14 protein-coding genes and 1 tRNA gene are annotated in these 13,932 nt (G+C 66.4%); 13 read left to right on the top strand and 2 right to left on the bottom strand.

Annotated features, from left to right (window positions below; translation table 11 throughout):
• The first annotated feature begins 98 nt into the window (after positions 1-98).
• A complete protein-coding gene (locus VGL40_07545; protein HEY3315112.1) occupies positions 99-1,316 on the top strand; it encodes an amidohydrolase family protein in 1,218 nt (405 codons plus the stop codon).
• 13 nt (positions 1,317-1,329) lie between these two features.
• Positions 1,330-2,472, top strand: coding sequence for a M20 family metallopeptidase (locus tag VGL40_07540; GenBank protein ID HEY3315111.1), 1,143 nt, complete (start codon positions 1,330-1,332; stop codon positions 2,470-2,472).
• Positions 2,473-2,675: 203 nt separating this feature from the next.
• Here VGL40_07540 and VGL40_07535 read toward each other — a convergent pair whose 3' ends face one another.
• The gene (locus VGL40_07535; GenBank protein HEY3315110.1) at positions 2,676-4,862 is read right to left on the bottom strand and encodes a Tex family protein; all 2,187 of its coding nucleotides are present in this window, start codon (positions 4,860-4,862) and stop codon (positions 2,676-2,678) included.
• A gap of 68 nt (positions 4,863-4,930) precedes the next feature.
• On the opposite strand from VGL40_07535, the gene VGL40_07530 reads away from it, so the two are divergent.
• Genes VGL40_07530 through VGL40_07515 form a run of 4 tightly spaced genes read left to right on the top strand, consistent with a single transcriptional unit; the run spans position 4,931 to position 8,661 of the window.
• Entirely contained in the window at positions 4,931-5,875 is a 945-nt protein-coding gene (locus VGL40_07530) for an EamA family transporter (protein HEY3315109.1), read from the top strand.
• On the top strand, positions 5,872-6,753 hold the full coding sequence (locus VGL40_07525; protein HEY3315108.1) for an HAD family hydrolase: 882 nt from the start codon (positions 5,872-5,874) through the stop codon (positions 6,751-6,753). The genes VGL40_07530 and VGL40_07525 overlap by 4 nt, the downstream gene beginning before the upstream one ends.
• Positions 6,754-6,757: 4 nt before the next feature.
• Positions 6,758-8,209 (top strand): hypothetical protein, encoded by a 1,452-nt coding sequence (locus tag VGL40_07520; protein ID HEY3315107.1) that lies wholly within the window; start codon positions 6,758-6,760, stop codon positions 8,207-8,209.
• Positions 8,210-8,226: 17 nt separating this feature from the next.
• A complete protein-coding gene (locus VGL40_07515; protein ID HEY3315106.1) occupies positions 8,227-8,661 on the top strand; it encodes an NUDIX hydrolase in 435 nt (144 codons plus the stop codon).
• A gap of 49 nt (positions 8,662-8,710) precedes the next feature.
• Here VGL40_07515 and VGL40_07510 read toward each other — a convergent pair.
• Positions 8,711-8,786, bottom strand: a tRNA-Pro gene (locus VGL40_07510).
• A gap of 320 nt (positions 8,787-9,106) precedes the next feature.
• On the opposite strand from VGL40_07510, the gene VGL40_07505 reads away from it, so the two are divergent.
• The 7 genes from VGL40_07505 to VGL40_07475 all read left to right on the top strand — a co-directional run.
• Positions 9,107-10,054: an MATE family efflux transporter gene (locus tag VGL40_07505; GenBank protein ID HEY3315105.1), complete on the top strand. Its 948-nt coding sequence runs from the start codon at positions 9,107-9,109 to the stop codon at positions 10,052-10,054.
• Positions 9,946-10,560, top strand: a complete 615-nt coding sequence (locus tag VGL40_07500; protein HEY3315104.1) for an MATE family efflux transporter — start codon at positions 9,946-9,948, stop codon at positions 10,558-10,560. The genes VGL40_07505 and VGL40_07500 overlap by 109 nt, the downstream gene beginning before the upstream one ends.
• 113 nt (positions 10,561-10,673) lie before the next feature.
• Positions 10,674-10,958 carry a hypothetical protein gene (locus tag VGL40_07495; GenBank protein ID HEY3315103.1) on the top strand — a complete coding sequence of 95 codons (285 nt, stop codon included), beginning with the start codon at positions 10,674-10,676 and terminating at the stop codon, positions 10,956-10,958.
• 254 nt (positions 10,959-11,212) lie between these two features.
• The gene (locus tag VGL40_07490) at positions 11,213-11,764 is read left to right on the top strand and encodes a MarR family transcriptional regulator (GenBank protein HEY3315102.1); all 552 of its coding nucleotides are present in this window, start codon (positions 11,213-11,215) and stop codon (positions 11,762-11,764) included.
• 77 nt (positions 11,765-11,841) lie between these two features.
• Positions 11,842-13,026, top strand: a complete 1,185-nt coding sequence (locus VGL40_07485; GenBank protein ID HEY3315101.1) for an MFS transporter — start codon at positions 11,842-11,844, stop codon at positions 13,024-13,026.
• Between the two features lie 31 nt (positions 13,027-13,057).
• Complete coding sequence (locus tag VGL40_07480) at positions 13,058-13,579, top strand: chromate transporter (GenBank protein ID HEY3315100.1); 522 nt, start codon at positions 13,058-13,060, stop codon at positions 13,577-13,579.
• A gap of 55 nt (positions 13,580-13,634) precedes the next feature.
• On the top strand, positions 13,635-13,932 hold a 298-nt coding region (locus VGL40_07475; protein HEY3315099.1), incomplete at its 3' end, for an SCP2 sterol-binding domain-containing protein.

Below are 13,932 nucleotides of genomic sequence, written 5' to 3'. Positions count from 1 at the left end.
GGCCGATCAAGGCCGGACCGCCCTTCAACGAGCGCTTGACTATGGACCTGCTGAGAGCCCGGGCTTCGGGCCCTCCCCAGGACAAGGAGGGATCCTGGTTGGGACGCATTCTGCTAAAGGGCGGCTTGGTTTTCACCGCCGAGGCCGGGGCAGCGCCGGCCACCAAAGCGATCGTCCTCAAGGACGATCGGATCGAGTGGGTCGGGCCACCTGGTGGGGAGGCGGCGGTCGGCCCCTTCGAGACCACCCTGGACCTCCAGGGCAAGTTCGTCCTGCCGGGCCTCATCGACAGCCACACCCACCTGGCCTTCAACGGGCACGAGAGCCTTTTCAAGCTGTACGCCGACCCTCATGACAAGCTGGCTTTTGAAGCCGTCAACAGCGTCGCCACCACGCTCCTCTCGGGGGTCACCACCGCCCGCGATACGGGTGGCTGGAACTACATGGACGTGTCGCTGAAACGGCACATCATGACCGGCCTGATTGCCGGCCCGCGGATGATCGTCTCCGGGAAGATGATCGCGGCCACCGGCGGCCACTGCCACGTCATCGCCGACGAGGCCGACGGAGTGGCCGAGTTCCGCAAGGCGGCCAGGCGGCAGATCAAGAACGGGTCCGACCTCGTCAAGCTGATGGTCACCGGAGGGGGAGCCACTCCAGGCCAGAGCCTCAACGCCACCCAGCTCGAGGTGGACGAGATCAAGGCGGCGGCCGAAGTCGCTCACAGCAACGAGCGCAAGGCCTGCGCCCACGCCCACGGGGCCACCGGGATCAAGCGCTGCGTCCTGGGCGGGGTCGACGCCGTCGAGCACGCCAGCCTTCTGGACCAGGAAGCGGCGGAGATGATGGCGGAGAAGGGGGTCGTCATGGTCATGACTCCCGGGCACGAGGCGATGTTCCCGAACATCGACCCCGACTGGACCCGCCGGATGTTGCCGCTGCGGTCGCGGGCCGCCGAGACCCTGCGGATCGCCCGCCAGGCCGGGGTCAAGATCGTCCTGGGGTCGGATTCCGGCGGGAACCCCTACGCCCCGCACGGCCACTTCATGGTCATCCTGGACGAAGCGGTCAAGGCCGGGTTCACCCCCGTCGAAGCCCTCCTAGCCTGCACTTCCCGGGCGGCGGAGGCCCTCGGGGCGGCCGGGGCCGAGATCGGTGTCCTGGCGCCCGGCAAGAAAGCCGACGTCCTCGTCCTGGAGGCCAGTCCCCTGGTCAACATCAGGAACGCGGCCAAGGTGGCCGCGGTCTTCAAGGACGGAAAGCTGGTCAATCGTCCCGCGTACCTGCCGGCGGACAGCCGGGCAACGGTGTCCTAGGAGGGGTGCGACAGTGGACATACGAGCCCTCTTGAAGTACCTCCGGTCTCACCGGGCGGAAATGGCCGCCGACCTGCGCTGGCTGGTCGAGATGGAGTCACCGTCGACCGAGAAGGCGGCCACCGACCGCCTGGCGGCGGCCCTCGCCGAGCGGCTGAAAAGCCTGGGAGCACGGACGGAAATCATCGATGGCGGCCGGTTCGGCAACCACGTCCGGGCCGTCATCGGCAACGGTCCCTCACAGGTCCTGGTCCTCTGCCACATGGACACGGTCTGGCCCCTGGGCGAGCTCGCCCGCCGACCCGTCCGCATCGAGGACGGCAAGCTCTATGGGCCGGGGGCCTTCGACATGAAGGCCGGCATCGTCGACACCCTCTGGGCCATCCGGGCAATCAATGAGTTCCCGGTGGCCCTGGAGGGGACGCGGGTGGTCTTCTTGTACAACTCGGACGAGGAGGTCGGCAGCTTCTCCTCCCGCCCCCACATCGAAGAGGAAGCCCGGCGCAGCCAGGGCGTCCTGGTCCTCGAGCCGAGCCGACCCGAGGACGGGGGAGTCAAGCTCTGGCGGAAGGGTGTGGCCCAGTTCACCATCCGAGCCGGCGGCCGGAGCTCCCACGCCGGCTCCGAGCCGGACGAGGGGGTCAGCGCCGTCCATGAGCTCTGCGCTCAGGCCCAGCGGCTGATCGCTCTGGCCGACCGGTCCACCGGCACGACGGTCAACATCGGAGTCTTCCGCGGCGGGACGAGGGTCAACGTGGTCGCCGCCGAGGCGGAATTCGAAGTCGACTACCGGGCGGCCACCGACCCCGAGATGGATCGGGTCGTCGCCTTCACCCAGGCCTTGACGCCGATCGGCAAGGGCGCCACGCTGACCGTCAAGGGCGGGGTCAACCGCCCGCCGATGCCCATCCTGCCGGCGTCCCAGAGATTGCACGCGACGGCCGAGCGTTTCGCGGCCGAGCTCGGTTTCGCCATCCCGGCCGGCGGCACCGGCGCCGGCAGCGATGGCAACCTGACCGCCCACCTCGGGGTGCCCACCCTGGACGGCATCGGGGCGAGGGGTTCGGGAAGCCACGCCCTCCACGAGCACGTGGTCATCGACAGCCTTCCCGAGCGCACCGCCCTGGTCGTCGGGCTCCTCACCAGTATCAAGTAGTCCGTTCGGAGGCCGGTCGACCCGCCTCCGGTTCGGTCTGTAACACCCCCCCATGCCTGCCACGACCCCCCTGCCAGGCCCCACTTTCCTCCGCTGATGGGCGCCCGCGCCGTATGGTGCGGGCACCCGTCGTCTTGCCGCCAAAACAAAAGGCCCGCCCCCAAAGGGGACGGGCCGGCTTTCGCCGACGTTCCCGCGATCCTCTACTGCTCGACCGGCAACCCCTTGAGACTCAGCGAAATCCGGCTCCTCTGCAGGTCGATCCCGAGGACCCGGCACCTGACCACGTCGCCCACGGCCACGGCGTCGGCCGGGTGCTTGACGAAGCGGTCGGACAGCTCGGACACGTGGGCCAAGCCGTCGTGCTTGACCCCGATGTCGATGAAGGCCCCGAAGTCGACCACGTTGCGGACGGTTCCCTTGAGGATCATCCCGGGCTTGAGGTCATCGAGGGTCAGGACGTCGGTCCGGAAGAGCGGCTTGGGCAGTTCGTCCCGCGGGTCGCGGCCGGGCTTTTCGAGGGCGTCGATGATGTCGCGCAGGGTCGGCAGGCCGACCCCGATGTCCGTCGCCGCCTTGGCCAGGTCGACCCCCTTCAGTTTCAGCTTGATCAGGGCCAAGCGGGCCGTCCCGACGTCCTCGGGGCTGAACCCGAACTTCCTCAAGAACTTCTCGGCCGCCTCATAGGATTCCGGGTGGACCGAGGTGTTGTCAAAGGGGTGACTCCCGCCGGGAATCCTCAGAAAGCCCGCGCACTGGGTGAAGGTGGCCTCGCCGAGCCGCGAGACTTCCATCAGTTCCTCACGCGAAGCGAAATGGCCGACCTTGTCGCGGTAGGCGACGATGTTCTTGGCCACCGAGGCGGTCACCCCGGCCACGTAGGAGAGCAGGGAAGGGGAGGCCGTGTTGAGGTCGACGCCGACCGAGTTGACCACCGACTCGACCACTCCACCCAGGGTGTCCTCCAGGCGGCCCTGATCCACGTCGTGCTGGTACTGGCCGACGCCGATCGCCTTGGGCTCGATCTTGACCAGCTCAGCCAGCGGGTCCTGGAGCCGGCGGGCGATCGAGATGGCCCCCCGGACCGACACGTCGAGTTCGGGAAACTCTTGCCCGGCAAGCTTTGAGGCAGAATAGACGGAAGCCCCGGCTTCGCTGACGATGACGTAGCCCAGCCCGGACGGGTCCGGCAGGTCGTGAAGGATGTCGGCGACGAAAGCCTCAGTCTCCCGCGATCCCGTACCGTTGCCGATGGCGATGGCCCCGATCTTGTACTTCTTGAGGAGGTGCTTGACCACGGCGGTCGCCCCGGCGACGTCGTTCTGCGGGACGGTCGGGTAGATGACCCCGGTCTCCAAGAGCTTGCTGGTCTCGCTGACGACGGCCCACTTGCAGCCGGTCCGGTAGGCCGGGTCGATGCCCAGGACGACCCGACCGCGGATGGGCGGCTGCAGTAAGAGGTTGCGCAGGTTGAGCGAGAAGACCCTGATCGCCTGCTCCTCAGCCCGGACGGTCAGCTCGGCCCGGACCTCGCGCTCGATGGACGGCGAGATCAGGCGGTCGTATGAGTCCTCGGCCGCCTGCTTCAGGAAGGGCGCCGCGGCCGACCGTTCTTCCTTTGCCGCTCGCCGCTGCAGGTCGTAGACGAGGGTCTCCCGCGGCGCCTCGAGCTTGACCTTGAGGGCCCCCTCGCGCTCGCCGCGGTTGATCGCCAGGACGCGATGGGGGGGCATCTTGGCCAGCGGTTCGCGGTAATCGAAGTACATCTGGTAGACGGCCGCCTCTTTGGCCTGGGCCTGGGTCGGGTCGGCGATGACCACCGCCAGGGTGCCTTCGGCGGACGTCCGCCCGCGGACCTCCTTGCGGACCTCGGCCTCGTCGGAGATCTCCTCGGCGACGATGTCCATCGCGCCGGCCAGGGCCGCTTCCGCCGTGGGCACGCCCTTCTCCGGGTCGACGAAGGGGGCCGCCGCCTCCTCGGCCGGAGGCATCTCCGGGGACTGCGCCCGGAGCAGCGCCGCCAGGGGTTCGAGCCCGCGCTCCCGGGCGATCATCGCCCGTGTCCGCCGCTTTGGCTGGAAAGGCAGATAGAGGTCGTCAACTTCCTGGAGGGAATCGGCGGCGACGATCTTCGCCTCCAGCTCGGGCGTCAGCTTGCCCTGCTCGCCGATGAGCCGGATGACCTCCTCCTTGCGCTCTTCGAGTTTCCTGAGATAGCCCAGGCGCTCGGAAAGGTCGCGGAGGACGTTCTCGTCCATCTCGCCGGTGAGCTCCTTGCGGTAACGAGCGACAAAGGGAATGGTGTTCCCCTCGTCGAACAGCTTGACAGCGTTCTGGACCTGCGTCAGTCCCAGCGACAGTTCGCGGGTTAGGCGGGAAACGATATCCATTTGAGGATCGATCATCCTTTCCTGGGTGAGCCCCCACTAACTATAGCCAACCGGAGGCCGATGCGTCAATGCCCCGTTCCCCTGGTTTGGGATACGCCTTCATCAGTCTGGCCGCCGTCCTTTGGGGCATCATCGGCCTGATCACCGGTTATGTCTTCGCCGCCGGGGCGACGCCGCTGACGTACGCCGCCCTCCGGCCGGCCCTTTCCGCCGTGCTGATCTTCCTGGCCATCGCCGTCATCCGACCGCGGCTCCTCCGGGTGAGGGTCAGGGACATCGCCTTCTTCGCCCTCTTCGGGCTGGTCAGCATCGGGGTCTTCTACTTCTGCCTGTTCTACGCGGTCCAGAAGACCTCGGTGACGGTGGCCTGGATCCTCCTCTACACCGCCCCGGCCTACGTGGTGGTCCTGTCAAGGGTCTTTCTGCACGAGCCGATCACCCGGGTGAAATGGCTGTCCCTGGTCCTTACCGTCGTCGGCAGCGCCCTGGTCTCGGGAGTCTACGACCTGTCCGGCACCGAGCTGAACGGGTTGGGGATCGCCGCCGGGTTGATGGCCGGGCTGACCTATGGCCTTTACAGCTTCTTCGGGCGAAAAGCCAACGAGCGCTACGACACCTGGACGTCGCTCCTCTACTCCTTCGCCTTCGGCAGCCTCTTCCTGCTGGCCTTGTGGTTTCCCACCGCCGGCACGCAGGTGGCGGTGGCCGTGAAGATCTGGCCGCTGCTCCTGGCGACGACGGTCATCTCGACGATCGTTCCGTACGGCCTCTACCTCTATGGACTGACCATGGTCGAGACCGGCAAGGCCTCGATCACCGCCAACCTCGAACCGGTGACGGCGATGCTCCTGGCCTACTTCGTCCTGCGCGAGCGGGTCTCCTGGATCCAGTTCGGCGGGGCGGCCCTGGTCATCGGCGGGGTGGTCGCTATCCAGCTCTCCGACATCATCGCCGGCGGGCGGCGCCGGCGGGCCGAGCGCGGGGCCGAATCCAAGCGCGGGGTCGGACCATGAGGCCGCGGCTGATCGCCATCGACATCGACGACACCCTCGTCGGCCGGGACAAGAAAGTCGGCCAGGCCAACCGGGAGGCCATCGACGCCGCCCGGGCCGGAGGGATCGAGGTCATCCTGGTCACCGGCCGCCGGTTCGGCGGCTCGGCCGAGCGGTTCGTGGCTGAACTCGGTCTCCGTGGGCTGACCTACTGCTATTGCGGGGCCAAGGTGGTCGCTCCCGACGGGGCCGTCGACGAGCACCGGCCGGTGCCCTTCGACCTCGCCTTGCGCCTGGCCAAGTTCGCCCATGCGGCCGGACTGCCGCTCCAGGCCCACGTCGACGAGGTCATGTACTCCGAGCCGTCGGCGGAGAGGGTGTATGAAATGATCCGGCGCGACGGCGTGCCCATGGCCCCGCAACACCTGGTGCCCGACCTGGCCGAATTACTTTTGACCGAGATGCGCCCGCCGACCCAGATGGTGCCCTTCGGTTGGGAGGCCGTCCAAGCCTTCCAGGCCGAGTTCGGGGGGATGTCGGCCGGGGAGGAAGCCGGTCCGGACACGGGCGAGTACGGGCCCCTGCAGATGTACATCCACGACGTCGGCACCCCGTCGTGTAGGATGACCATCATCAAGGGCGGGGTCAACAAGGGCGAGGCGCTGGCCCGCCACTGCCGGCGGTTCGGCTACGAGCGGGGCGAGGTTGCCGCCTTCGGCGACGGTAGCCTGGATGGCTCGATGATCCGCTGGGCCGGTTTCGGAGTGGCCATGGAGAATGCCCCAGACTGGGTCAAAACCGCGGCCCAGCTGGTCGTACCGTTCAGCGAAGAGGCCGTGGCCATGGTCGTCGACCGGCTCTTGAACGCAGGGAAATCGCCGCGGCGCCAGAATAGGTGAAAGCATGACCCCAACCGACTTAGCCCTAACCCAAGATGAGACCGAAGCCCTGGTCTGCCTGCGCGAACTCCTCGCCCTGGCCCGGGCGGCCGCGCCCGTGTGGCCGGGATGGGACCCCTCGACCATCCCGTTCCTGCTCTACAAGCCATCGGGCAGTGCCTTCCTGGTCAATCACCCGTTCCCGCCGGCCGAGTTCTACGTCATCAACGCCGGCGATTCCCTGGGGCGGGTCTACGGCTATCACGGCGAGCTCCGGAAGCTCAGACGGACGGGATCGAGCGAGATCAACGGTTTCGAGACCGTCGTCGTCCCCATCGCCTTCGGATCCGGCCTTGACCGGAGCGAGGCCTTCCTGGCCGAGCTGGCGGGCGAGGCTTTTCACCGCCATCAGGAGGGCCTGGGTATCGTGCCGCCGCTGACCGCGATGGCCGATGCCTACCCGGACCTGTCGGCCGAGAACAACGCCCTCGGCAACCTCGAAGGGCGGGTCCTCTTCGAGGCGATGGCCTCGGCCAGACAGCCTGAGGTGGTCCGCGAAGCGCTGGCCCCCGTTGCCCGCGAATTCCTGGCCGTCCGCCAGGCCAGGCGGGCTGGCCTGCCCTGGGAAATGGCCCAATACGAAGAAACGGTCGAACTCTGCGCCGGCCCGGCCACCTATGTGGAAGACCGCCTCCTGGATTTTGGCAGCCAGGCGCCATATCGATCGAGCCGTGAGTGGCGAGAGCTTCTCGGCCGGGAGCGCCTGGACTACGGCGGGGCGCTCCTGGAGAAACGGCTCGAGCGGCTCAAGTCGATCAATGCCCGCGGCGAAGGCGCGACCTACGACCGTTTTGTCCTGACCGGCTCGGCTATCGCCCACCTCCTTGACGTGCTCGAACCGAGGTGGCCGGCTCGGGTCCTGGGGGCCGGGGCGTCGCTCACCGCCACTCTCGCCGAAGTGGCCGCCTTCCAACCCGCGGCGGGCCCTGGGCTATTGGCGAAAGCGCAAGAGAATCACGCCTACGCCGCACAATATGATGACGAGCGGGCTTTCGCCGATGAGGAAGAAGCCCGGCGGCAGTCGCTCCTGGACTCCGTCCTCGGCCAGCGTGGCCGGCGCTTTGTCTTCGACCTTAGCCGGGTGCGGATGACCGGTTCCGACGTAGATGCCGCGGGCGTTGAGCGGATCGACCAGACCCGGCGCCTCCATCGCCGACGGGGCACCTTCTTCTATCGCGAAACGATGCTCGATTTCGCCGGATTGCCGGTGGTCGAGGACCGCGGCGGGGGAACCTTCACCGTCGTCGTGCCCCCCCGGGATCTGGCCTTCACGGTCGATCACGAGCCCTTCTCCGCGTCCGAGCACGGGCGCTTCCACCAGCGGCTCGAGCTGACCGGCCCGGGGGTCAAGGTGGTCGCCTCGGCGGGGACCATCGAGTACGATGACGGCATCGTCTATGTGCACATTGAACGGTAGGATTGGGGTGGTCGAGAGTGAATCGTGAAGTCTCAGCCGGAGGGGTGGTCTACCGCTTCAGCCCCGGCGGCCGGGCCGAGATCCTGATGATCATGGACTCCTACTCCCGCTGGACCTTTCCCAAAGGGCTCATCGAGGCGGGGGAGACCCCGGAACAGGCCGCCATCCGGGAGATCGGCGAGGAGACCAACGTCCGTGGGGAGATCCAGGCGACGCTCGGCGAGACCCATTACAAGTACCACGGCGGTCCCCGGGGCCTGATCGACAAGACCGTCTACTACTATCTCGTCCGGGCCCTCGACGGCGACCAGGCCAGGCCGCTCCTGGGTGAGATCAAGGACACCAGGTGGTACGGCCTGGATGAGGCGGTGGCCATCTCGGCCTACCCGAACAACCACGATATCCTGACCCGAGCCGTCGAGTCGATCCAGGCCAAGGCTCCGCAGGCTTGAAGAGGACAAAAAAAGCCGGGTTCGTCAGTTGACGAACCCGGCTTTTCGGTCGGGGTGAGAGGATTTGAACCTCCGACCTCATGGTCCCGAACCATGCGCGCTAAACCAAGCTGCGCTACACCCCGATTGGCGACGCTACTATTATAAGGTCTTTCTTGGCCTGAGTCAATGTGACCGGACGTCGCAGCCGGCCGCGCAGAACATGATACACCAGCGTCGAGCGGGTTGCAAGGGTCGGCGACGCGAGGGTCGGCGACGCGAGCCGCCGATTAAGAACCGGCGTCGGCTCTTTCTTGACCGGCTGGAAAGGCGAGTGTTAGAATCATTTTGTGTCCAGAAACAATCGGCAGACTAGCCGATATTCGGCGGCTGACCAAGATGAGTTGATGGAAGTGGCCCTGTCTGTCGGCAGAAGAATCCACTTGGCTGATTGGGAGACTTGAGAATGGCCGCGGCACCGGAGATACCATTAGGCGAAGGCGCAGTCGTCGAGCCAGGCCTCGGGCCCGCGGCGGCGACCAGGCCGGCCCCTCCGTCGACGCGTTTTATCGCCGCCGGGGAGCCGACCCGGGCGGCCCTGCGGGCCCAGATCATCCGCCTCTCCGGACCGGCCATCATCGAGCAATTCCTGATCACCTTGGTCCAGATGGTCGACATGATCATGGTCAGCCATCTCGGGGCGGCCGCGACGACCGCCGTCGGCCTCACCAATCAGCCGATTTTTCTTTTCCTGGCAGCGTTCATGGCCCTCAACGTCGGGACGACGGCCATCGTCGCCCGGTCCATCGGCGCCTGCGACGTCGAGCAGGCCCGCAAGGCCGCCCGGCAGACCCTCATCATCACCATCATCCTCGGCCTGGGCACGGCCCTGGCCGGCTACCTCTCGGCGCCGTGGGTCATCGCGGCCATGGGGGCGGGGCCGGACGTCATCCCCCTCGGGATCGTCTTCATGCGGCTGATCAGCATCGGGATGATCTTCAGCACGATCAGCATGAGCCTTTCGGCCATCCTCCGGGGGGCCGGCGACACCCGGACCCCGATGATGGTCAACGTCGTTGCCAACGTCGTCGTCATCATCGGTGACTGGCTCCTCATCTACGGGAACCTCGGTTTCCCGCGGCTCGGCATCGCCGGGGCCGGCTTGGCCACCATCGCCGCCCGGTTCATCGCCGCCATCCTCGTCCTGAGGGTCATCTTCGGCGGCAATTCCTGCATCAGGCTGTCCTGGCGCGAGCGCTTCGAGTTCGACCGAGTGATGATCGGGCGCATCCTCCGGATCGGCCTTTGGGCGGCGGCCGAGCAGTTCATCATGCGGGCCGGGATGATCCTCTTCTCGACCATATCGTCGCCGGGCTGGGGACCATCGTCTATGCCGCCCACCAGATCGCCATAAACATCACCAACCTGTCCTTCATGCCCGGACTTGGCTTCTCCATCGCCGCCACCACCATCGTCGGCCAGTGCCTTGGCCAGAAGCGGCCGGATTGGGCCGAGAAGAGCGCCTACGAGACCCGCCTGATGGGGATGATCGTCGCCAGTTCCATGGGACTGCTCTTCTTCTTCGGCGGTCCCCTGATCATGAGGCTCTACACCGCCGACCCCGAGGTCATCCGGCTCGGCAGCATTGCCCTGAAGGTCGTGGCCATCATCCAGCCGGCCCAGTCGACCGCCTTCATCCTGTCCGGCGGGTTGCGCGGGGCCGGCGATACGACCTGGCCGGTCATCTCGACCGCTATCGGGGTCTGGGGGTTCCGGGTCGTCCTGTCCTTCACCTTCGTCAAGGTCCTCGGCTGGGGGCTGGCCGGCGCCTGGTGGGCGATGGCCGCCGACCAGCTTGTCCGGTCGCTGTTCATCTCGACCCGCTTCAAGGGCGGACGATGGAAGAGGGTCTTGGTCTGACCAGGGCGGGCGGGAGTAGTTGAGATAACCCAAATTATGTTAACGCGCTTCCAACGATACCAGTCAAGCCCCCGATCCTCATCGCATAGGATTTGAGGAAAGGGGGGAGAAGCTTGGACCAATTCCTGTCCCTTCAGTTCCTGGGTACCTTCACCGGGATCGTCCTGGCCACCAACGTCATCGTCCAGGTCGCCAAAGATCTGCCCGGGCTCAAGAACCTCCCCACGCGCTGGCTGGTCCTGATTGTCGCCGAAGTGATCCTCTTCGCCCTGTCCATCGTCGAGAAGACCTTCAACCCGCAGACGGCCCTGCTCGATTTCCTCAATGGCTTCGTCGTCGCGGCCTCGGCCATGAGCACGTGGCAGGTGGCCAAGGACAACGGTATCCTCAAACGTTGATCGGCGATTCAAGGAAGGAATGGCCCGGAGAATCCAATGATCGCGTGGCGCGAACCATCCCCCGTCGCGAACCCCTCCCGTGAAGCGGGAGGGGTTTCTCGTCGCCCCCCGCCCGCCGGCCAACCCAGCTTCGACCCCTTAGGCAGGCAGGGATTCTCGGCCCGACCGCGAAACTCTGCTCTGACCCGCGGGCCATGGCCGGGGCGTTAAACCCGACATGGTTGAAGCATAAAGCGATACTGGGGAGAACGTAAATGCCTAAACCAAGGCCGACCCGGGTGAGCGTCGAGCCTGCGGGCCATCGGCGGAGAGAGCTGCCGGCCGACCTGGGGTGGCGGCTTCAGGAGTCCCTGGCGACCTTGCCGGACAGCGTGGTGCCGTTATTGCAGGCGGCTGCGTCATTGGCCGCCCGCCGCGACGAGTCCTTCCTGCGGCTGGCCCACGGCCTGACGGCCGCCCAGTACCAGTTCCTCCTGGAGGTCCATAAGAGCGGCGAGGCCACCCTGACCACCGTCGCCCGACGATTGGGCTGCACCAAAGGCAACGTCACCGGGTTGGCCGTTCGCCTGGAGCGAGATGGCTATTTGAACCGGGAGCGAAGCCCGGTGGACCGGCGGGTGACCCGGGTCCGCCTGACCGAGAAGGGACAGAAGGTCTGGGAGGTTCGCGAGGCCTTGAGCCGGGAACACGACCGCCTGGCCAACTCCCTCGGTCGCGACGACCGCGCCCGCCTGGCCGCCTTGCTCCGGAAGCTGCTGTCCGCCCTAGCCCTGTCCGATGGACTGGAGGCTCGACCAAAGCCGTGACCACGAGCCGCGGAGGCGCGGAGTTGCAGGGTCGAGCCAGGGGGAGCACCGGTCGCTCTACCGACTGGAGGGTGCTGGTGTCCCTGTTCTTCCTGGGCTGGGTATTCATGTACGCCAACCGAACGGTGCTCTCGCCGCTGCTGGAACCCCTTGGCACGCTGTGGTCTCTGAACGAGACCCAGTTGGGCCTGATCACTTCCGCCTTCTTCCTGACCTACACCTTGCTTCAGGTGCCCTTCGGCTGGCTGGCTGAGAAGGTCGGGTTGAAGAAGCAGCTCGTCCCAGGCTACCTCCTGCATGGCATCGGGGCGGCGGCCAGCGGCCTCGCCCCCGGACCCGGTGCCTTCCTGGCCTTTCGCGTCTTCACCGGGGCGACCCAGGCCTCCTATTTCTCACCTCAGTACGCCCTGGCCTCGCGGAGCATACCGGTTCCCCGGCGCGGCTTCGGGATGGCCATCATCAACTCCGGCATGGCTTTTGGAATGTCCTTGGGCCTGATCATGTCCGGGACCCTCGTCTACAGCCTCGGGCTGTCCTGGCGGGCCCCGTTCGTCGCCCTGGGGGCCTTGACCCTGATCGTCGGGGCCCTCTTCGGCCTGGTCATCAGGGAGGGGAAGGCCGCCGCGGTCGCCGACGGGGCACCATCGCCCGCGCCAACCGCGCCGCCGGCAAGTCCGTATTACCGACGGAACCTGTTGGCCGCTTCGGGCGCCGCCTTTTTCACGATGTACTCCTTCTACGTGATCCTCACCTGGCTGCCTTACTACCTGCAGACCGTTCGCGGCTATTCCGGGTCCCTGGCCGGCAACATCTCCACCCTGATGGCCTTCACCTCGGTCCCCGGCGGGCTATTCTATGGGCGGCTTTCCGACCGCCTGGGTCTACGCAAGCCAATCGCGATGATCCTCATCCCCATCTCGGCGGTGGCCCTCGCCGCCATCGTCGCCCCGCTCAGCCCGGCCCTCCTGGCCGCCGTTCTGATTATCTATGGCCTTACCGGCAAGCTCGTCATCGACCCACTCTACATGGCCATCATTGCCGACGTCACCCCGCCGGAACGTTACGCCTCGGCCTTCGGCGCCCTCAACTTCGCGGCCACGGCTTCGATGGTCCTGGCCCCGGCAATCACCGGGTTCATCGCCCATCAGACCGGAAGCTTCGTCGTCGCCTTCTACGTCGCCGCCGCCACCAGCGTCCTGGGGGCAATCACCCTATCCTTCGCCCGTGAGAAGAGGACCGCCGCTACTGTTCCGCGGGCCTGACCGCACCGCTCCACTCGGAGGAGGAATCAGGTTGAACCTTTGGTCCCTTTTCTTGGCCTTCTTTCGCATCGGTCTGCTCGGCTTCGGCGGCGGACCGTCGTCGATTCCCCTGATCCAGATCGAGGCGGTGACCAACTTCCACTGGTTGAGCATGGACGAGTTCACCGACATGCTCGGGATGGCCAATGCCTTACCCGGCCCGATCTTCACCAAGCTGGCCGGGTCCATCGGGTACAAGGTCAGCGGGTGGCCCGGGGTCATCGTCGCGGAACTCGGGGTGGTCCTCCCGTCGATGCTGGCGATGATCCTCCTCTGGGCCCTGTTCGTCAAGTTCAAGGATCTCCGTCCCGTCCAGGGGATGATCAACGCCATTAAGCCCGTGGTCATCGTCCTCCTGGCCATGCTGATCATCGACATGTGGCCCAAGTCAATGGGCAAGCCGGTCTACTGGGCGGTGGCCGTGGTCTCCTTCGGGCTGGCCTACTTCCTCAAGGTCCACCAGGCCATCGTGGTCGTCGGAGCCCTCGTCTTCGGAGCCGTTTTCCTCAGGTGAACAGGCCGCCGACCCAACGGACGGCGAACAAAAGTAGACCTCGGGAGGGCTGGAAGTGGCGGGCTACGCCTCCAAGGAAGAGGCCAGGAAGGTCCTGGAGAAGATGGCCGAGGCGGTCAGGGCCGATGAGGCCATCAGGGGTGGGTGCGGGGGACAATCCCTGTCAGCGGCCTTTGAGCTCACCGACTACAACCTGACCCTCTTCATCAAATTCGAGAATGGCCGGGTCGAAGCATCAGTGGGGGCGCCGCCCGAGGAACCGAAGGTCCGGTTGTCCTTGGAGAGTCCGGTCCTGGACGCCCTCTTTTCCGGCGCGATCGATGGAATACGGGCGGCGATGGACGGCAATCTGG

It is taken from the genome of Bacillota bacterium (genome assembly GCA_036504675.1).
Lineage (GTDB): Bacteria > Bacillota > Sulfobacillia > JAJYWN01 > JAJZPE01 > DASXUT01.
This window is presented reverse-complemented; position numbering and strand designations above follow the sequence as displayed.

Coding starts and splice junctions, on each gene's coding strand:
- VGL40_07530 (HEY3315109.1), top strand. CDS start 4,931: ATGCCCCGTTCCCCTGGTTTGGGATACGCCTTCATCAGTCTGGCCGCC.
- VGL40_07535 (HEY3315110.1), bottom strand. CDS start 4,862: ATGGATATCGTTTCCCGCCTAACCCGCGAACTGTCGCTGGGACTGACG.
- VGL40_07505 (HEY3315105.1), top strand. CDS start 9,107: ATGGCCGCGGCACCGGAGATACCATTAGGCGAAGGCGCAGTCGTCGAG.
- VGL40_07525 (HEY3315108.1), top strand. CDS start 5,872: ATGAGGCCGCGGCTGATCGCCATCGACATCGACGACACCCTCGTCGGC.
- VGL40_07520 (HEY3315107.1), top strand. CDS start 6,758: ATGACCCCAACCGACTTAGCCCTAACCCAAGATGAGACCGAAGCCCTG.
- VGL40_07490 (HEY3315102.1), top strand. CDS start 11,213: ATGCCTAAACCAAGGCCGACCCGGGTGAGCGTCGAGCCTGCGGGCCAT.